At 30.8% G+C, this 19180-nt stretch carries 16 protein-coding genes; all 16 read right to left on the bottom strand.

Annotated elements, in window-relative coordinates; translation table 11 throughout:
* Positions 1-85: 85 nt before the first annotated feature.
* Positions 86-1381, bottom strand: coding sequence for a phosphopyruvate hydratase (eno, locus tag CLVI_RS00495; protein WP_106058153.1), 1296 nt, complete (start codon positions 1379-1381; stop codon positions 86-88).
* Between the two features lie 184 nt (positions 1382-1565).
* Complete coding sequence (locus tag CLVI_RS00500) at positions 1566-2189, bottom strand: serine/threonine-protein kinase (protein ID WP_106058154.1); 624 nt, start codon at positions 2187-2189, stop codon at positions 1566-1568.
* An 81-nt stretch (positions 2190-2270) separates the two neighbouring features.
* Positions 2271-3521, bottom strand: coding sequence for a sensor histidine kinase (locus CLVI_RS00505; RefSeq protein ID WP_106058155.1), 1251 nt, complete (start codon positions 3519-3521; stop codon positions 2271-2273).
* Positions 3518-4207, bottom strand: coding sequence for a response regulator transcription factor (locus CLVI_RS00510; protein ID WP_106058156.1), 690 nt, complete (start codon positions 4205-4207; stop codon positions 3518-3520). The genes CLVI_RS00505 and CLVI_RS00510 overlap by 4 nt, the downstream gene beginning before the upstream one ends.
* Before the next feature lie 132 nt (positions 4208-4339).
* A complete protein-coding gene (locus CLVI_RS00515) occupies positions 4340-6871 on the bottom strand; it encodes an ABC transporter permease (protein ID WP_146127295.1) in 2532 nt (843 codons plus the stop codon).
* Positions 6872-6884: 13 nt separating this feature from the next.
* On the bottom strand, positions 6885-7550 hold the full coding sequence (locus CLVI_RS00520) for an ABC transporter ATP-binding protein (protein WP_106058158.1): 666 nt from the start codon (positions 7548-7550) through the stop codon (positions 6885-6887).
* Between the two features lie 177 nt (positions 7551-7727).
* Positions 7728-9263: a 2,3-bisphosphoglycerate-independent phosphoglycerate mutase gene (gene gpmI / locus CLVI_RS00525; protein ID WP_106058159.1), complete on the bottom strand. Its 1536-nt coding sequence runs from the start codon at positions 9261-9263 to the stop codon at positions 7728-7730.
* Between the two features lie 190 nt (positions 9264-9453).
* Positions 9454-9897 (bottom strand): RrF2 family transcriptional regulator, encoded by a 444-nt coding sequence (locus CLVI_RS00530; RefSeq protein ID WP_106058160.1) that lies wholly within the window; start codon positions 9895-9897, stop codon positions 9454-9456.
* 227 nt (positions 9898-10124) lie between these two features.
* Entirely contained in the window at positions 10125-11597 is a 1473-nt protein-coding gene (locus tag CLVI_RS00535; RefSeq protein ID WP_106058161.1) for an ArnT family glycosyltransferase, read from the bottom strand.
* 370 nt (positions 11598-11967) lie between these two features.
* Positions 11968-12714 carry a triose-phosphate isomerase gene (gene tpiA / locus CLVI_RS00540; protein WP_106058162.1) on the bottom strand — a complete coding sequence of 249 codons (747 nt, stop codon included), beginning with the start codon at positions 12712-12714 and terminating at the stop codon, positions 11968-11970.
* 40 nt (positions 12715-12754) lie between these two features.
* The gene (locus tag CLVI_RS00545) at positions 12755-13933 is read right to left on the bottom strand and encodes a phosphoglycerate kinase (protein WP_106058163.1); all 1179 of its coding nucleotides are present in this window, start codon (positions 13931-13933) and stop codon (positions 12755-12757) included.
* Positions 13934-14040: 107 nt separating this feature from the next.
* Entirely contained in the window at positions 14041-15054 is a 1014-nt protein-coding gene (gap, locus tag CLVI_RS00550) for a type I glyceraldehyde-3-phosphate dehydrogenase (protein WP_106058164.1), read from the bottom strand.
* A gap of 75 nt (positions 15055-15129) precedes the next feature.
* Entirely contained in the window at positions 15130-16167 is a 1038-nt protein-coding gene (locus tag CLVI_RS00555) for a sugar-binding transcriptional regulator (RefSeq protein WP_106058165.1), read from the bottom strand.
* Between the two features lie 160 nt (positions 16168-16327).
* Complete coding sequence (rpoN, locus tag CLVI_RS00560; protein WP_106058166.1) at positions 16328-17707, bottom strand: RNA polymerase factor sigma-54; 1380 nt, start codon at positions 17705-17707, stop codon at positions 16328-16330.
* 128 nt (positions 17708-17835) lie between these two features.
* Positions 17836-18684 carry a DegV family protein gene (locus CLVI_RS00565; RefSeq protein ID WP_106058167.1) on the bottom strand — a complete coding sequence of 283 codons (849 nt, stop codon included), beginning with the start codon at positions 18682-18684 and terminating at the stop codon, positions 17836-17838.
* Positions 18685-18705: 21 nt separating this feature from the next.
* Entirely contained in the window at positions 18706-19167 is a 462-nt protein-coding gene (locus tag CLVI_RS00570) for a tRNA (cytidine(34)-2'-O)-methyltransferase (protein WP_106058168.1), read from the bottom strand.
* Positions 19168-19180: the final 13 nt, after the last annotated feature.

Genomic DNA, 19180 nt, shown 5'->3' on the forward strand with positions numbered 1-19180 from the left:
TTCAAGAGAAAGTCTTTTTTTTAATTTAAAGCATATAAAAATCCTACAAATAGAGAATTAACTCTTATCTGTAGGATTAATTTAACTATTTCTTAAGATTAAAGAATGCTTTCTTTCCTCTATATTCAGCAACATCCTCTAATTCTTCTTCAATTCTTAATAATTGATTGTACTTAGCAACTCTTTCAGTTCTAGCTGGTGCACCTGTTTTAATTTGACCTGCATTTACAGCTACAACTAAATCTGCTATTGTAGTATCCTCAGTTTCACCTGATCTATGAGATACTACAGCTGTATAACCAGCTCTATTAGCCATTTCAATAGCATTTAAAGTTTCTGTTAAAGTTCCAATTTGATTTAGTTTAATAAGAATTGAGTTAGCAACTCCCATTTCAATACCTTTTTCTAATCTTTCTGTGTTAGTAACAAATAAATCATCACCAACTATTTGAATCTTCTTGCCTAGTTTTTCAGTCATTAGCTTCCAGCCATCCCAATCTTCTTCTGCCATTCCATCTTCAATTGATATAATAGGATATTTATTAACCCATTTTTCAAAGAAGTCTACCATCTCTTCAGAAGTTAAGGATTTACCTTCATGCTCTAAAACATATTTTCCATCCTTATAATACTCTGATGCAGCTGGATCTATTGCTATAAACATATCTTCACCTGGCTTATATCCAGCCTTTTCTATAGCTTCTATAATGACTAATATGGCTTCTTCATTTGACTTAAGGTTAGGTGCAAAACCACCCTCATCGCCTACCGCAGTACCATATCCCTTATCTTTTAAAATTTTCTTTAAAGTATGATATACTTCTGCACACATTTGTAATGCATTTGAAAAAGTATCTGCTCCTACTGGCATAACCATGAACTCTTGTAAATCCACTGAGTTATCAGCATGAGAACCACCATTTATTATGTTCATCATAGGAACTGGTAATACCTTAGCATTTACTCCACCAATGTATTGATATAATGGAATTCCTAATGATGTAGCCGCTGCACGGGCACAAGCTAGGGAAACTCCTAGTATAGCATTTGCTCCAAGCTTTCCTTTATTCTTAGTTCCATCTAATTCTATTAAAGTCTTATCGATATATGTTTGATCATATACATTTAAACCAATTAATTCATCAGCAATATCTTCATTAATATTTTTAACTGCCTTAAGAACTCCCTTACCTAAGTAATTATCCTTATCTCCATCTCTAAGCTCAACAGCTTCAAACATCCCTGTAGATGCTCCTGATGGAACTGCGGCTCTTCCAATAGTACCGTCCTCTAAATAAACCTCAACTTCAACTGTAGGGAAACATCTAGAATCTAATATTTGTCTTCCAACAACGTCAACAATTTCAACATAATTTTTCATTATAATTTCCTCCTTTTTTTTACTATATAACATCTGAATTTCTAATTTCATAAACAGGATTAGTATCTGCTAAATAAAATAGTTATATTCAAAAAATTTAACTTTTATAGCAAATATACAAGTGTTATTGAAAACTGTTTTCATTTATATTATAGCAAATATTTCATTAATTGTATATAGTAATCTAATAATCATTCTCCGTTAGCTTAATATGTTTAGCTTTCAATTTTTCTTTAGACCAATATTTTTGAAATTTACTTTTCCATTCTTTCCCCTTTTTTTTATCTATCTCCATCATATAAGAGAAAAATTCATCAAGGACCTTAAGCTTTAAAAGTCCCTTCATTAAATGTCTAGGGAAATTCACATTTCTTTTAAATGCTTTTTTAGGATCAATTATCATCACTTTATTATTCTCACGTACCATAATATCCTTACATCTTGTATCAATCTTAGAAAATCGTAACCTTTTAAACTCCTTTGTTAACATATATATATTAGCAGTAAGTTCCTTATTAAGACCATGTTTTTTAATGTACTTATCTAACTCTATTCCCTGAACTATTTCTCGAACTATGTAAAACCTACCTCTTTTATAAAGCCTAGGAAAGTACTTAGACCCCTTTGATTCAGCAAGTATTATAGCTTCATCTCTACACACTGACTCCTCTACAAAAATCTTAATCACTTTATTTTCAGGTAAACTGTAAACAACTCCATTATTACCTTGTCCTAAAAATTTAGCATCTTTGAATAACTCTTCAGTCTTTTCATCAAAGTTTGCTGAATAACAATGATATTTTTTCATGCTATCAATCCTATAATTACTCTGTTATATATTTATTCATAAAAGCAAAAGTTATTCATTTGACTAATAGTATTAAATTCATTAATTTATAGGTCTAATAAAGCTAATTATAAAGGTAGTTCCAAGGCCTTCTTCACTAACTATTTTTATTTCTCCTCCCTGACCCTCAATAATACTTTTTGCAAGAGATAATCCAATACCTATACTCTTAGGATTTTTACTATTCTCTCCCTTGTAAAAGCGCTTAAATACTTTCTTTTGCATTTCCCTTGATATTCCTGGCCCATTATCTTTAATATATATTTTTGTTATAAGCGGTCCCTTGTTTACTTTAATTTTAATTTTCCCCTGTTCTTCAGTATGTTCAATTGCATTTTTTACTATATTAGAAATCGCCTCTGAAAGCCATTCCTTATCATGAAGAACTTCCGCATCTAAATCTCCAGTAATTATTAATTCTTGAGCTTTTCTCTTTGCTTCTTCTCTAAGAGAAGACATTGCAAGATTTATGGTATCTCTCAAAGGTTGTATTTCTTCTTCAAATTTAATGGCATTTGCTTCGATTCTTCCAAGCTTTAATAGATTCATTATAAGCCATTCCATTCTTCTTAATTGTTCATCCGATTTTTCTAAAAATGTTGCCCTATCATCATTGGGCATATTTACATTTTCCCTTACTAAATCATTAAACATAACTAGGGATGCAAGAGGAGTTTTTAATTGATGAGATATATCTGATAGAAAGTCTTTTAAATTCTCCTTATCTTCCCTTAATAATCTAATAGAATTATTAACTCTTTCTCCCATGTAATTTAATGAAGAAATTAAGCTTTCCATCTCTCCTTCTCCCATATACTCTTGAATTTTTTTATATTCTCCCTTTGACATAGCGCAAGTATTCTCTACAATATTGTTAATCTGAAAATAAATACCCTTTAATTCTCTTATAAAAACTATATAAAGAACCATGAGAAAAATTACTGCCATAGGGATAAATGTCATAAGGATTATATTTAAAATCTTTTTATGTATTTCATTACTGCTTAACGATAGAGTTTCATCATATCCATAACTTTTTAACAGAGCTTTTGCCTCATCTATCTTTTCAACGTCTCTTAGTTCATAGAAATTTTTTATTATACTTGAATCCGTTTTTCCTTCTAATATATTAGCAATAGTTACTGTATTTTGATCTATCATTAATTTGTTTATGTACTTTCCAATGGCAAAAGAGGTAATCGCTATGCTAATTACCCCTATAATTAAAACTATAATAAATTTTCTTGTTACTCTCCTAGCTTCTGGATTTCTAAAAACCTTTTCCATTCTCATTTTCTAACCTCTATCCATTTATAGCCTATTCCTCTTATTGTTTCTATATAAGGCTCTTCTTTGTCCTCTAGAAGTTTTTCTCTTAGTCTCTTAATATATACTGTTAGAGTTTTTTCTTCTATAAAGTCTCCTTCTATATCCCATATCTTTCCTAAAAGTTGCTTTCGAGTTAAAACGTTACCTCTATTTTCAACTAATAATAAAAGAAGCTTGTACTCACTTGATGTTAAAAATATTTTTTCACGTCCTTTATAAACTTCATACTTTAAAGGGAAAATAACTAAGTCTTTGCAAATAATTCTATCCTTTAACTGGTCTTCCTTCTGTAAACCTCGTCGTCTAGCCACTGCATTTATTCTAGCTATTAGCTCTCTAACTCTCACAGGTTTTGTTAAATAATCATCTGCTCCCATATCTAGCCCTAAAACTATATTAACTTCCTCATCACAGGCTGTTAAAAATATAATAGGAGTAGTATCATTCTCCCTTATTTCTCTACAAAAATCATATCCGCTTCCATCTGGTAAAGTAACATCTAATAAAATAAGATCTATATCATCTTCTTTAAATTTATTTCTGCTTTCCTTTAAAGTGGCAGCACACACAACTTCAAAGTTCTCATTTTTCAACGAATATTCAATTCCCATAGCTAAAGTCATATCATCTTCTACCAATAAAATTTTCATAAAGCCTCCATAGTTATGTAGAAAAACCCCTACATTTTTTTGCAGGAGTTTTTCTATTAATATCTATATTATAGACTAAATTATCCAACTTTAAAACTACTTGTATATAACATTATACTTAAATATCATTTTCTATTCATCATCATTAATACCCTCTACTATACTAAGATCTCTTAATTTTCTGAGTGGTATCATTGTAGATATATAGGTTAATGCTATAGCTGCTACTATTGACAGGCTAAATGGAATATAGGCAAAATTATATTTTATATCAGCTAGCCCTCCACTTATTTTTATTAATAGAAGAAGCAGCGCTGTAGATCCTATTCCTCCAAATATCGCTGCAAAAACTCCATATAAAGTTCCCTCTAGCATTACACTTTTTCTAAGTTGATTCTCTGTCATTCCTATTGCCCTAAGAGTTGAAAATTCCTTTCTTCTAAGCAATAGATTCGTAGAAATTGTATTAAATATATTTACGACAGATATAACTGTTACTATTGCTATAAAGCAATATACAAAAAACTCAACTTGCCCATACATTTGTTCAATCTGATTTACTTGGTCTCCTATATCAGTATATGCATAACCCTTAGCATCCTTCACTCCATCAATATACTTTATAGCATCTACTGTACTATTTTCATCATCTCCAAAATCAAATAATAAAGAATTTGGATTAACCTTTCCAAAATATTTTGCAGAACCATCTTTATGCAGTAACAGCTCAATTCCACCACTTACATATTCCCCAACAAAGGGGTCCTTTTCTACTATGGCTACAACTGGCACTTCAATAAAATTATTATTGTTAATGGCTGCCCTTATATTAGTGTCATTTGATTCTTCATTTTTTGAGCTATAGTTATCTAATTTCGGAATTTTTATTTTATCTCCAACTTTATAATTAGTAGCTCTAATAATTTCTTTACTCCCATCTTCATTAGTTGTTTTTGTGCTATCAATAAGTACTACTCCACCATTTTTTAAAGCTTCCATATCTATTTTGCCATCAAGTAAATATTGTTCTGCTAGTTTTAATTCTTTTTCACCCTCAATATATATTGATGCTCCCGTAATTTCTCTATATCCGGTATCATCTATTATATCTGAGCCTACAGGTCTATTTGCTTTGCCTTCATATTCTCCATTAACCCGGTCTATTGGAATAGCTAAGTTTGAATAACCCAGATAACATTCATATTTTTCTTTAGCAGATATATTTTTATTTACCTCGTTAATTTCATCTTGAGTGAATTCTTCTCCCTCATTAGCTTTTGTTAAACTGGAATCGAAAACAATATTCATATACATCTGTGATACAGCTTGTTTTGTGTAATCTAAAAATCCATAGAATACATTAAATAGTATTAATGAAACTGTTAACGCAATAACAGTTACAAAAAATCTGAAGGGAGTTCTTCTTGTATTTTTATAAGCTAAGCTTCCCTCAATTCCAAATATCTTTTCTACAAACTTTCCTTTTCTTCTCTTAATTTTGCCTATTTTAATTTCATTTTTATTCCTCATTGCCTCAACTGCTGAGACTTTTTGTGCTTTTCTTGCAGGGCCTAAAATAGATAACCAAATAGTTACTGAAACTAATATTGCTGTAACTAAAATAATACTTGGATAAAATTTCACATTAAAATTTGTTAGGAATATTAAAAGATCATCTCCTATGAATATTTTCATTCCATACTTAAGGGCTATAAATCCTACTAAACATCCTATTGGTAATGCTATAAGCCCCATGAGTATCCCTTCTTTAAATATAATTTTCTTTATTTGTTTAGGGGTAGCACCTATTGCTTTTAATATTCCAAAATACTTTATTCTTTCCATTACTGATATATTAAATGAATTGTATATTACTGTTATTGTACAAATCATTATTATAATAACAACGAATATTGCCATATTCTTTAAAGCCACTGCAATTGATTTTCCTGAGCCATTACCCGTTAAATAAAGCAATTCTAAATTTTCAATTTTAGTATTCTCTTCAACCTGAATATTAGCATTACTTATAACTTTATCTATAATTTCTTGTTTATCTTTTTCAGAATTTAGATTTACATAAACAGTATAATTAGAATCTAAATTAATAGCGCTATTCTCTAAATATGTTGTAAATGTAATTGGTCCCTCTGAAGAATAACTTGCTGCTTTATATACTCCTACTATCTGAACCTTAACTTCTTCATTTACCCCTATTAAAGTATACTCATCACCTAGCTTAGACTTAAGAAGAGCCTTTTCACTGCTATCTATTATTACTTCTCCTGTTTTTTCTGGTTCTCTACCTTCTAAAATTTCTTTAGTTTTTATTTTTTCAAAGTATTCTTTATTTCCTTGTGAAAGATTTACTGTTTTCACACTGTCCTTCAAGGAATAAACTTCCCCTTGATTGAATATTGAACTATCTTTAATTTCAGCATTATTAATAACCTTATCTACCTGTTCCTTATTTATATTCCTAACTTGGAATTCATAATCACCTTCAGCCCTTATGCTTGCAATATATGAATCCCTAAAACTTAATAGGAAGGTTCCAACTGCAAATATTAGTACTGTTGCTAAAGTGATTCCTACAATTGTTAGAGCTGTTCTCTTTTTATTTTCTTTCATGTATCTATTAGTTATTTGACTATAGCTCTTCATAGTCTTCTCTCCCCTATTCAACTACTTTTCCATCCTTGATTTTTATAATTCTATCCGTATTTTCAGCAATAGCTAGATCATGAGTTATTATTATTGCTGTCTGATTATATTTTCTTATAGAAACCTTTAGCATCTCCATAATTTCCTTTGAATTTTCACTATCTAAATTTCCCGTAGGTTCATCTGCTAAAATAATTGCTGGTTTATTAATTAAAGCCCTTGCCATGGCAACCCTTTGTTGCTGTCCACCTGAAAGTTCTGACGGCAAATGATTTAACCTATCTTCAATTCCTAAAGTTTTAACTAAATCTTTAAAGTATTCTTCATCAACTTTTTTATGATCTAAAAGTGCTGGCATCTTAATATTTTCTTCTACTGATAATACTGGTATTAGATTAAATGATTGAAATACAAAACCTATCTTTCTTCTTCTAAATACGGCTAAGCTTTCTTCCTTAAGCTTATATATATCTTCATTATCTATAATTACCTTTCCACTAGTAGGTCCATCCACTCCTCCTATTTGATGTAACAACGTACTCTTTCCTGAACCGCTTGCCCCTATTATTGCAACAAATTCTCCCTTTTCAACCTCTATGCTTACATTATCTAATGCAACTACCTTATTGTCCTTCTTTCCATAAACCTTACTTAAATTCTCAGTTTTAATTACTATCATCGTTATTTCTCCCTTCATTAACTACTATAGGTCTATATTACCTTGTGAATATTACAAAAGGGTATACTGAATTATAACAATTTTGTAATAAAAAAAGACACTGTTACAATTTAAAACTGTAACAATGTCTTTAAATATATACATCGCATCTTTGGTCTGTTATTTCTTTTCATGTGCTTATTTAGAAATTAAGCAATCTCCAGTCATATCAGCTGGAACTTCAACGCCCATTTCATTAAGCATAGTTGGAGCTATATCTGCTAGCTTTCCTGGCTTCAATACTCTTCCATTTATGTTTTTTGATACCCATAAAAATGGTACTGGTAGTATAGTATGAGCAGTAAATGGAGTTCCTGTTGAGAAATCTATCATTTTTTCTGCATTACCATGATCAGCAGTAACAAATAATGTTCCATCTTTTTCAAGAATCTTATCAGCTATTTTACCTAGACATGTGTCAACAGCTTCTACTGCCTTAATTGCAGCTTTAACTATTCCTGTATGACCAACCATATCTGCATTAGCTAAGTTTAATATTATCATATCATACTTATCTTCATCTATTTTCTTTAGTAGTTCCTCAGTAACCTCATAAGCTGACATTTCAGGCTTAAGGTCATAGGTAGCAACCTTAGGTGATGGGATAACAACCCTATCTTCACCTTCATTAGGTTTTTCAACTCCACCATTAAAGAAGAAAGTAACATGAGCATATTTTTCTGTTTCTGCTATTCTAAGTTGGTTTTTTCCCTTTGAAGAAACATATTCTCCTAGAGTATTTAGTAATGTTTGTGGTGTAAATGCAACATTAACACCTTCTAAAGTACTATCATATTGTGTCATAGTAACAAATGTAAGATCTAAAGTTTCTCTATTAAATCCAGCAAATGTTTTATCATTTATAGCTCTAGTTATTTCTCTAGCTCTATCTGGTCTGAAATTAAAGAATATTACTGAATCTCCATTTTGAATTTTCCCTATAGCTTCTCCATTTTTTACTACTACTGCTGGTAATACAAATTCATCTGTTTTATTGTCATGGTATGATTTTTCCATAGCTTCTACAGCTGAATTGGCAGTTTCACCTTTTCCTAGTACTATTGCATTGTAAGCAAGTTCAACTCTTTCCCATCTATTATCTCTATCCATAGCATAATATCTACCACTTACAGTAGCGATTTCACCTATTCCAATTTCCTTCATCATTTCTTCAGTCTTTACTACAAAATCTTTACCTGATGATGGTGGTACATCTCTTCCATCCATGAATGCATGTACATAAACTTTTTGAAGTCCTTCTTTTTTCGCAAATTCTAATAATCCTCTTAAATGTTCAATATGTGAGTGAACTCCACCATCTGATAGAAGTCCCATCAAATGTAGTGGAACATTGTTTTCCTTTGAATTTTTCATTGCCTTTAATAGTTCTTTATTATTATAAAAATCTCCATCTGCAATAGACTTAGTAATTCTTGTTAATTCTTGATATACTACTCTTCCTGATCCTATGTTTAAATGTCCAACTTCTGAATTTCCCATTTGTCCTTCTGGTAAACCTACCGCCATTCCACTTGCTTGAAGTTGTGCGTTAGGATATTCCATTAGTAATCTGTCAAAATTCGGTTTATTAGCTAATGCAACTGCATTACCCTCTGATTTTGGTGCTAAACCAAACCCGTCCATTATCATTAGCATAACTGGTTTCTTCGCCATAATTACCTCCATTAAATTTAAATTCATTCTACATAATTCAATTATACTACACTAATAAAAAAACTACTAATATATATACGTTTACACTACCTATTTTTTTATGTATTTTTTCATAAAATTTAACGAGGAAATAGTTAACATTTCCACGTTAATATTTTTGCTGATTTAGCCTTGCAAAATTTTATTTTTACTAGATATAAAACATTGCTGAACTAGCAACTCCATTTTTATATTCTTCTACTAAATCTGCAAGAGTAGTATTATCTGCAATTTTATTAATGTTACTATCCATCTTATTCCAAACATTATTTCCTATAGATTGAATTATGCTTTCATCACATTTCATACTATTATCAAAAGTAACATTCAACAAAGTGCTATCTAAAGCATTTAATATCGTTGAAATTTTAAGATTCTCTGGTTTTTTTGTAATAACATAACCACCTTGAGCTCCCTTTGTACCATTTATCAAACCAGCTTGACGAAGTGGAGTTAATATTTGTTCCAGATAATTTTTTGAAATTCCTTGTCTTTCCGAAATACTGATTACTGTTACCACATCTCCATTATTTGAATTCGCAACAATATCTATTAAGGCTACTAGACCATATTCTACTTTTGTAGATATCTTCATAATTATCCTCCATTATGCTTTTAAAAACAGCATAGTATATTTTGTTCAATTTGTTTACTTTTTATTACAGTATAACATATCTCCCTACTAAATCTCAATAGAGATTCAATCAAGACTTATATGTTTACTTTAGCAATAAGTGTCATTACATAAAAAAAGTGTCAACTTTGTCGACACCTTTAAAGAAACTACAAAGATTATAGCTTCCTTTCCTAAATAAATTTCTCTTATTCTTTAATGTTTCTAATTATAATATAATCATCCGTCTCAGAAATAATAATACTTTCCTTAAGGATTTCTTTATTCTCTAAATACTTAGTCTTTTTAGTTATTAGCACTGCATCCTGATCATCGGAAAATCCTTTAACGCCACCAATTTTACATTTTAAATCTCCGTATAATTCACTAATTAATAATTGGCTTTGTCTCCACTCTGCACTTTCAATATCAATATAGGCATCTTCGCTTTTTATCTCTTCATTATCTTTAAAAGATTCCACCATAAAATCCTGAAGTAAATCTCTCTGAGGATTGTTAACAAATTTAACTGTGATATATCCTTGATAAATAACTGCCACTCCAAATATCAAGCTCAAAGTTACTGTAATCAATCTATTCATGGATAATTCCCTTAGAAATTTACCAAGAAAAATAGCCCCTACTATTATCACTGCTATGTAAATAGGTATTATGTACCAAGCTAATTTAGTTTTAGCTATTGTAAACACTATAAGTGGAATTATAATCCACAGACTGTAACCTATAACATCATTTTTAGCTAATTCCCATTTTTTAAAGTATAATATGGAACCTATCAGTATTATTATACCTAATGCAATAACTAAAGAAGTTCCATTTAATAATATAAACTTAAAGTAATGCAATATAGATTCCTTGTTTCCTTCTATAGCTTCACTACTTCTTTTTAATAAATCATATTGTAGCATCTCTACTAAAAATTTTGTTCCATCCTTTAAAACTCTAGCTACTACCCAGGCTCCAATTGGAACTGTGAATGTTAAAATAAATAATACCCATTCCTTTAACTTAATCTTCTTTATCTCACTAGTTAATAATAAAAACAATCCGCCAATTGCAACAATTACAAAGGCATGCCAGCTTTTAGTTAAAAATGCTAGGGAAAAGCAAATTCCGCATATGTATAAGGCTTTTTTATTTTTATCTATTGATAACATTGCTATCATAGATATTGTAAAAAATAGAATAAATAAAGCATCCGCATCTCCATTTCTTGCTGTATGAGCCATATATAAGGGAGTACAAACTGAAAATGCAATTAACGAAATAATTGATTCAAGCTTTCCATATTTTTTGCCAATAAAATATGCCAGTATAATTCCTGTTAAAAGCATTGCAATAGCAGATGGAACCCTAAAGGCAAAGGTTGATGTCCCTAACATTTTAAAAGCAATAATTATAAAATTAAAACTTAAAGGTGGTTTTAGGTTCCAGTAATCATTCTGGTAATTATAGGTATTAATTATGTTTTCATGGTTTTTCATCATTTCATAGGCACTTGCCCCATGTCTTGATTCATCCCAATCCACTACTGGAAACTGTCCTAATTTCCAAAAACATACAAATGCCAAAAAAGCTCCTACTATTATAAAGAGAATATTATAATATTTATTGATAAATCTTACTAGATTTGACTTTATTCTATTAGTATTAGTTTTCATTTTTTAAAGCACCTCACCACTACTAGTGTTATTTGAATTTTTAAATAAATTTTGTATCTTTTCTATAATTAATGGTTCTCTAATAAACCTCATTACTTTCAAATTAAATTTTCTCATTAATTGAGCTGAAACTGAAATAAAATTAATGAATGGTGTCCAAGCAAAGTTATCTATTCCGATACCAACATATACTTTACCATAATTTTAGATATAATCCAACATTTTATAACTAGTTCTAATTCTAAAGTATTCTTCTACATTTTATATTCTATCGAAAAATAAGGACTATATTTGTTAGAGGTTATACTCACATAACGTGAGCCACCTATCGAACAAATATAGTCCTATATTTTACTAAGTTATAATTCTCTTAGTAGTTAACTATTTGTGAGAAGTCTAAAGCAAGAAGACTTGCTCCTCCAACTAAAGCTCCATCTATGTCAGACATAGCCATTTGATCTTTAATTGAATTTGGTTTAACTGATCCGCCATATTGGATTCTTACTTTATCAGCAACTTCTTTTCCAAACATTTCAGCAACAACATCTCTAATAGCCTTTATTGTGTCATTTGCTTGTTCATTAGTAGCAGTCTTACCAGTTCCTATAGCCCATATTGGTTCGTAAGCTATAATAAGTTTTTCTGCTAATTTTGTATCAAGTCCAGCTAAGTCAGCCTTAATTTGTCCTGATATAACATCATTTGTAGTTCCATTTTCTCTTTGTTCTAGAGATTCTCCACAGCAAAGTATTGGAATTAGCTTATGAGCAAATGCAACTTTAACCTTTTTGTTTAAAGCTTCATCAGTTTCATTGAAATATTCTCTTCTTTCACTGTGTCCTAAAACTACATAGTCAACTCCCATAGCTTCAAGCATTCCTGGAGAAACTTCTCCTGTGAAAGCTCCCTTTTCTTCAAAGTGCATGTTTTGAGCACTTATCTTTACGTTTGAACCAGCAGCAGCCTTTATAGCAGCGTCTAAGCAAACAAAAGTTGGACATATAACTACTTCACAAGTAGCCTTATTTACTAATGGTTTTAATTCATTTATCATTTTAACAGCTTCGTCTGGAGTGTAATTCATCTTCCAGTTTCCAGCAATAATAGCTTTTCTCATTAATATTCACCTCTTATTATTATTTGTTTATTCTTATATATTATTTATCGTTTAAAGCAGCAATACCAGGAAGTTCTTTTCCTTCTAGGAATTCTAGAGAAGCTCCACCACCTGTTGATATGTGAGTCATCTTTTCTCCAAATCCTAAGATATTAACAGCAGCAGCTGAGTCTCCTCCACCAATAACTGTTGTAGCATCTGCATCAGCCATAGCCTTAGCAACTGCAATTGTTCCCTTATTGAAGTTATCAAATTCGAAAACTCCCATAGGTCCGTTCCAAATAACAGTTTTTGCATCCTTTATAGCGTTTGCATAAAGAACATCTGTCTTAGGTCCAATATCTAATCCCATGCTACCTGCAGGAATATTTTGGTCTTCTGTAACTACAGCTGTAACATCCTTAAATCCATCTGCAACTCTGTGATCTACTGGTAACAAGAATTTTACGCCCTTAGTCTTAGCCTTTTCAATCATTTCCTTAGCATAGTCAATTCTATCAGCTTCAACTAGTGAAGTTCCGATTTCATATCCTTGAGCCTTTAAGAATGTGTAAGCCATTCCGCCACCAATGATTATTGTATCAACCTTTTCTAAAAGGTTGTTAATAACAGCAATCTTATCAGAAACCTTAGCTCCACCTAATATAGCAACAAAAGGTCTAACTGGTGCGTTTACAACTTCTCCTAAAAACTTCAATTCCTTTTGAATTAAGTACCCACATACAGCTGTTTTCAAGTAATCAGTTACTCCAACAGTTGAACAATGAGCTCTATGAGCTGTTCCAAAGGCATCATTAACAAAGACATCAGCAAGAGAAGCTAATTCCTTTGAGAATTCTGGAAGGTTCTTAGTTTCTTCTTTTCTGCATCTTGTGTTTTCTAATAATACAACGTCTCCGTCTTTCATATCAGCAACAGCTTTTTTAGCATTATCTCCAACAACTTCTTCATCTCTTGCAAAAACAACTTCTTGATCTAGCATTTGACTAAGTCTTACAGCAACTGGTGCTAAAGAGTTAGAAGCATCTTTTCCTAAATGTGAACAAAGTATAACCTTTGCGCCATTTTTTATCAAATAATTTATAGTTGGTAATGCACCCTTTAATCTGTTTTCATCAGTTATCTTTCCATCTTTTAAAGGTACGTTAAAGTCACATCTCACTAAAACTTTTTTGCCTTTAACTTGGATATCTTCGATAGTTTTCTTATTAAAGCTCATTCTTTCACCTCATATTATATTTTTATTATTTAAAATAGGTCTGGCCTCATAGATTAACTATAATACCAGACCTATTTATTTCACCAATTTATATAATTAAATTAATATTAAGCTAATTCAGCGAAATACTTAATTGTTCTAACCATTTGGCTAGTGTATGAATTTTCGTTATCATACCATGCAACTGTTTGAACTTGATATAAATCTTCTCCGATTTTAGCAACCATTGTTTGAGTTGCATCGAATATAGAACCAAATTTACTTCCAACGATATCAGAAGATACTATTTGATCTTCATTGTAACAGAAAGATTCATCTGCTGCTGCTTTCATTACTGCATTGACAGAATCTACTGTAATATCTTTTCCTTTTACAACTGATATTAATATTGTTGTAGAACCAGTTGGAACTGGAACACGTTGTGCAGCACCAATTAATTTTCCGTTTAATTCTGGAATAACTAATCCGATAGCTTTTGCAGCTCCTGTTGAATTAGGAACTATGTTTACAGCCGCTGCTCTCGCACGTCTGAAGTCTCCGCCTCTATGAGGTCCGTCTAATAACATTTGATCTCCAGTATAAGCATGAATTGTGTTCATGATACCAGATTGAATCTTTGCAAAGTTATTAAGAGCGTTAGCCATAGGAGCTAAACAGTTTGTTGTACAAGAAGCTGCTGATATAATTGTATCTTCTGCTTTTAATACATCATGATTTACATTGAATACAACTGTTGGAAGATCGTTACCAGCTGGTGCTGAAATAACAACTTTCTTAGCTCCTGCTTTGATATGTGCTTCAGATTTTGCTTTAGATGCATAGAATCCAGTACATTCAAGTACTACATCTACTCCTACTTCTTTCCAAGGAAGTGTAGAAGCGTCTGCTTGTGCATAAATCTTTATTTCTTTTCCATTAACAACGATAGAAGAATCTTTAACCTCTACTGTTTGGTCATATCTACCTTGAGATGAATCATATTTTAATAAGTGTGCTAACATTTTAGTATCTGTTAGGTCGTTTATTGCAACGATCTCATACCCCTCTGCTCCAAACATTTGTCTGAATGCAAGACGTCCAATACGTCCAAAACCATTAATTGCTACTTTAACATTTGCCATTAAAAACTACCTCCTAATATCTATTTATAAAAATATATATTTAAAAAAATATTATTTTTTATAATCTAAGTTAATTTACTTTTGGTTATTCTTTAACTGCTCTAGAATTTCTCTACCCGCAGCCTCATCTGTTAAAAGAATTCCATTAGTATTGTTACGTTGAGTTGAAATAATAGATGCTACTTTATTTTTACCACCTGCAACAGCAATATGTGTGCTAATTTTTTTAGCCTCTTTAATGTTTATTCCTATTGGGGTGATTTGGCAAACAACTTCTGATTCTTTGTTGAAATAACACCCAAAGGCCTCTCCAACTGATCCAAGTTTAATTAACCCATCTATTTCTTCCTGTGACGCTCCCCTTTTGGCTGCCATTTCCATAGCATTACCTATACCATATATTAATATATCTGCATTATGAATGCAATCAATAATTTCCTTAATTCCCTTTTCTTTTAGTAAAAAATCTAAAATATCCGAGGAAAGATTTTCTGGTATATGAAGCATTTTGTAAGTTCCATCAATTTTTTCTGCAAGGGCCGCGGCTAAAGTATTTGCTTGTGTTTCAACCTTTTTTCCCATTCCGCCTCTTGCTGGAACTACCAATATATTTGATAAGTTATTTAACCTAGGAAAGGCTTCTATAACTTCTTTTAACGTACTTCCTCCAGTTATTGCTATTATACTATTATTTTCAATAATATCTTTAACATAATTAGAGCATGCTTTTCCAAGTTCCTTAAGTACCATTGGATTTTCCTCAACATCTCCTGAAACGATAATAACTTGTCTTAAATTCAATAACGTCTTAATTTGGTTTTCTATTTCCGACAAGCCTTTAATTTCGTGAATAAAATCTTTAAGTTTAGTAACGATTTCTTCTCCACTTTTTGTTATATTCATTCCTGGAGTATTTATTTCTATTAATCCCTGTTCCTTAAGAAAGCTTATCTCAGTTCTTACTATTCTCTCCCCTAAATTTACTTGATTAGCCAATATTCTTCTGCCAATGGGTTGATTATAGTAAATCGTCCTCAATATATTGTACCTTTTTTCGAGCACTTCTACAAGTTCAGGAACTATTTTCTTTTGAAGCTTTAATATTTCCTGCACTGTAAACACTCCTTTGGGCTTATAAAGTCCCACTGTATTTATTTTCGTCCCGCAACTACCATTATAGTCCAATACTTGCATTTTTGAAAGTCTTTATAAAAAGTTCTTATAATTATTTTATTTATACTCATATAGGATTAGCTATTTATAAGCTCATTATTCATAATCTTTTTCTCTTGCAAGAAGATTTTATTCCCACTTCTTCTCTATATTTAGCTACAGTTCTTCTAGATATATTCATATCTTCTTTATTTAACTCATCGCATATAAATTGATCAGATAGAGGCTTTATTTTATTCTCTGAATATATTAATTCTTTTATTCTATTTTTTATTTTAACTACTGAAATGTCTTCGCTACTTTCTTTACTTGCCACTCCAGTTGAAAATAGATCCTTTATTTTTATTGTTCCAAATGTTGTTAAAATATATTTATCTTTAATCGCTCTACTTACTGTAGATTCATGCATATCTATTTCCTCTGATATATCCTTGAGTGTCATTGGCTTTAATAAATTAAGACCTCGATCAAAAAATTCCATTTGTTTCTCTAATACCTTTTCAAGCACCTTATAAAGAGTGGATCTTCTTTGATCTATACTTTTAATTAAAAATAATGCCTTATCTAATTTTTCCTTTACATATTTACTAGTATCACTTTTTTCTCCACTATTTATTACCTGTTTGTATACATTATTAATTGATAGGCTAGGAAGAAGTTTATCATTCATAATAATATAATACTCACCCTGAATATTTCTTATTTCTGCATCAGGCATAATAAATTTCACATCTTCCCCAGTATAAAATCCACTTGATGGCTTTGGCTCTAACTTTTTTATTATGTCTCCATATCGCTGAGCCTCTCTTTGAGATATATTAAATCTATCAGCTATATTCTTATATTTATTATTTGCCAAATCCTCTAAATAATCATCAACTATACCTTCTAAGATGATATTTATTAAGCCTAGATGTATTAATTCAAGTTTTAAGCATTCCTTTAAATCTCTTGCGCCAATCCCATAGGGCTCTAATTCTTGTACCACTTCTAAAGCTTTTTCTACACAAGAACTACTTATTTTTAGTTCTCTAGCTATTTCATCTATACTTATTTCTAAGTATCCTCTATTATCTAAGCATTCAATTATGTAATCTGCTATTTCTTTTACAAAGGAATCTTCCTCAATATCAGCTAGTTGCTCATGCAAATATTCTTTTAATGATTTTTTTTCTGATATAAAATTAAATGGAGATACTTCATCATCATAACTTCCATAACTTTGGGCTCCATAATTATCAAATTCAAGATATTTTATCATTTCTTTATAATCATACTTATCTAACTCTTTATTACTATCTTGTGTATTATCAGTATAATCCTCTTTAATTTCTAATACTGGATTCTCAGAAAACTCATTATCTATGAATTCTCGAAGCTCATTAGCTGACATTTGGAGCACCTTAATTGAAAGTTTCATCTCTTGAGTTAAAGCTAATTTTTGATCCTGGGATAAATTATACTCATACTCCATTTTCATATTTTCGCCCTCCTTTATTGCATATTAATATCTTTATCTATAGTTTGTATTTCTATTAAAATAATTTTAATTTTTATGTATACATTTTCATGTTTTATATAAGATAAGAAGCTCGTAAGCTCCTTATCTTAATTTGGATTTTTCTTTGCAAAGAAAAACACTCCAGTTACATTGTCACCTGAATGGATACCAACAGTACATCCAACTTCTGCTGCTATATAATTAATCTTTTTTTCATCAAAATCATTTTTTATAGAATTATATACTTCCTCATTGTTCACATTTAAAAGAACTATTGGCATGCCCTCTAAGCACTCGAATTCTTCAACATCCCTAAGTATTCTTTTTACAGCTCTCTTGCTGCCTCTAACCTTATCCTTAATAGACATTAGCCCAGCCTTAACCTCTAGTATCAATTTAATACCTAGAACTCCTGTAACTACGCTTACAGCTCTAGGTATCCTCCCTCCCTTAACTAGATTATCTAGAGACTCGAAACATAAAGATGAGCAAATATAAGATTTTTTTTCTTCTAAATCATTAATTATTTCATTAATGCTTTTACCTTGATCTCTTAATATAGCAGCTCTATATGCTAATAATCCTAGTCCTGATGTAACAGTTTGAGAATCTATAACATGAATATCATCACTTTCTATCATCTTTTTAGCTAGACATGCAGAGTGATAAGTTCCACTCATGCCAGACGAAAGATGTATGGAAATAATCTTATACCCTTCTTCTAAATACCCCCTATATGCTTCTTCAAATCTATTTGGAGTTACCTGAGAAGTATTCGGAAAAATATCTCCCTCTTCTATTTTTGCAAATAATTCATCGATAGTTATCTCTACTCCATCTCTGTAACTTTCTTCCCCGAAATTAATAAGTAAAGGTAATACTTCAATAGCTAGTTTATCAAATATTTCCTTAGGCAAATCTGCAGAGCTATCTGTAATTATTTTTATTTTATCCATTTACCTTAGTCTCCTCTATATTTATTTCATATTAGGAAATCCAATTTGTCTTAGCGCTTCATAAGCAACTATGGCGACTGTATTTGATAGATTTAAGCTTCTTGTACTACTCTTAATCATTGGAATTCTAATATTCTCATGAGCTACATGAACCTCTTCAGGAGTTCCCGCAGATTCTTTTCCAAACATTATGAAATCTCCTGTCTTAAAGGAAACTTCATCATAATGCTCTCCACCGTGAGTTGAGGCCAAAAATATTTTTTCATTTCCATATTTATTCATAAAATCTTCATAACTCTCATGAACCTCTAAATTTAAGTCCTTCCAATAATCTAAACCTGCTCTTCTTAAGTGTTTTTCATCTAATTCAAAACCAAGTGGTTTGATTAAATGCAACTTTGAATCTGTTAATACGCATGTCCTTGCAATGTTCCCTGTATTTTGTGGTATTTCCGGCTGATATAAAACTATATTAAAATTCAAAATATTCTCCTCC

The organism is Clostridium vincentii (genome assembly GCF_002995745.1).
Lineage (GTDB): Bacteria > Bacillota > Clostridia > Clostridiales > Clostridiaceae > Clostridium > Clostridium vincentii.

Excerpts from the sequence above, each read along its gene's own strand:
- CLVI_RS00510 (WP_106058156.1), bottom strand. The coding sequence starts at position 4,207 with ATGAAAATTTTATTGGTAGAAGATGATATGACTTTAGCTATGGGAATT.
- rpoN (WP_106058166.1), bottom strand. The coding sequence starts at position 17,707 with ATGAAAATGGAGTATGAGTATAATTTATCCCAGGATCAAAAATTAGCT.
- CLVI_RS00515 (WP_146127295.1), bottom strand. The coding sequence starts at position 6,871 with ATGAAGAGCTATAGTCAAATAACTAATAGATACATGAAAGAAAATAAA.
- CLVI_RS00565 (WP_106058167.1), bottom strand. The coding sequence starts at position 18,684 with ATGGATAAAATAAAAATAATTACAGATAGCTCTGCAGATTTGCCTAAG.
- CLVI_RS00530 (WP_106058160.1), bottom strand. The coding sequence starts at position 9,897 with ATGAAGATATCTACAAAAGTAGAATATGGTCTAGTAGCCTTAATAGAT.
- CLVI_RS00520 (WP_106058158.1), bottom strand. The coding sequence starts at position 7,550 with ATGATAGTAATTAAAACTGAGAATTTAAGTAAGGTTTATGGAAAGAAG.
- CLVI_RS00500 (WP_106058154.1), bottom strand. The coding sequence starts at position 2,189 with ATGAAAAAATATCATTGTTATTCAGCAAACTTTGATGAAAAGACTGAA.
- tpiA (WP_106058162.1), bottom strand. The coding sequence starts at position 12,714 with ATGAGAAAAGCTATTATTGCTGGAAACTGGAAGATGAATTACACTCCA.
- eno (WP_106058153.1), bottom strand. The coding sequence starts at position 1,381 with ATGAAAAATTATGTTGAAATTGTTGACGTTGTTGGAAGACAAATATTA.
- CLVI_RS00545 (WP_106058163.1), bottom strand. The coding sequence starts at position 13,933 with ATGAGCTTTAATAAGAAAACTATCGAAGATATCCAAGTTAAAGGCAAA.
- gap (WP_106058164.1), bottom strand. The coding sequence starts at position 15,054 with ATGGCAAATGTTAAAGTAGCAATTAATGGTTTTGGACGTATTGGACGT.
- gpmI (WP_106058159.1), bottom strand. The coding sequence starts at position 9,263 with ATGGCGAAGAAACCAGTTATGCTAATGATAATGGACGGGTTTGGTTTA.
- CLVI_RS00505 (WP_106058155.1), bottom strand. The coding sequence starts at position 3,521 with ATGAGAATGGAAAAGGTTTTTAGAAATCCAGAAGCTAGGAGAGTAACA.
- CLVI_RS00535 (WP_106058161.1), bottom strand. The coding sequence starts at position 11,597 with ATGAAAACTAATACTAATAGAATAAAGTCAAATCTAGTAAGATTTATC.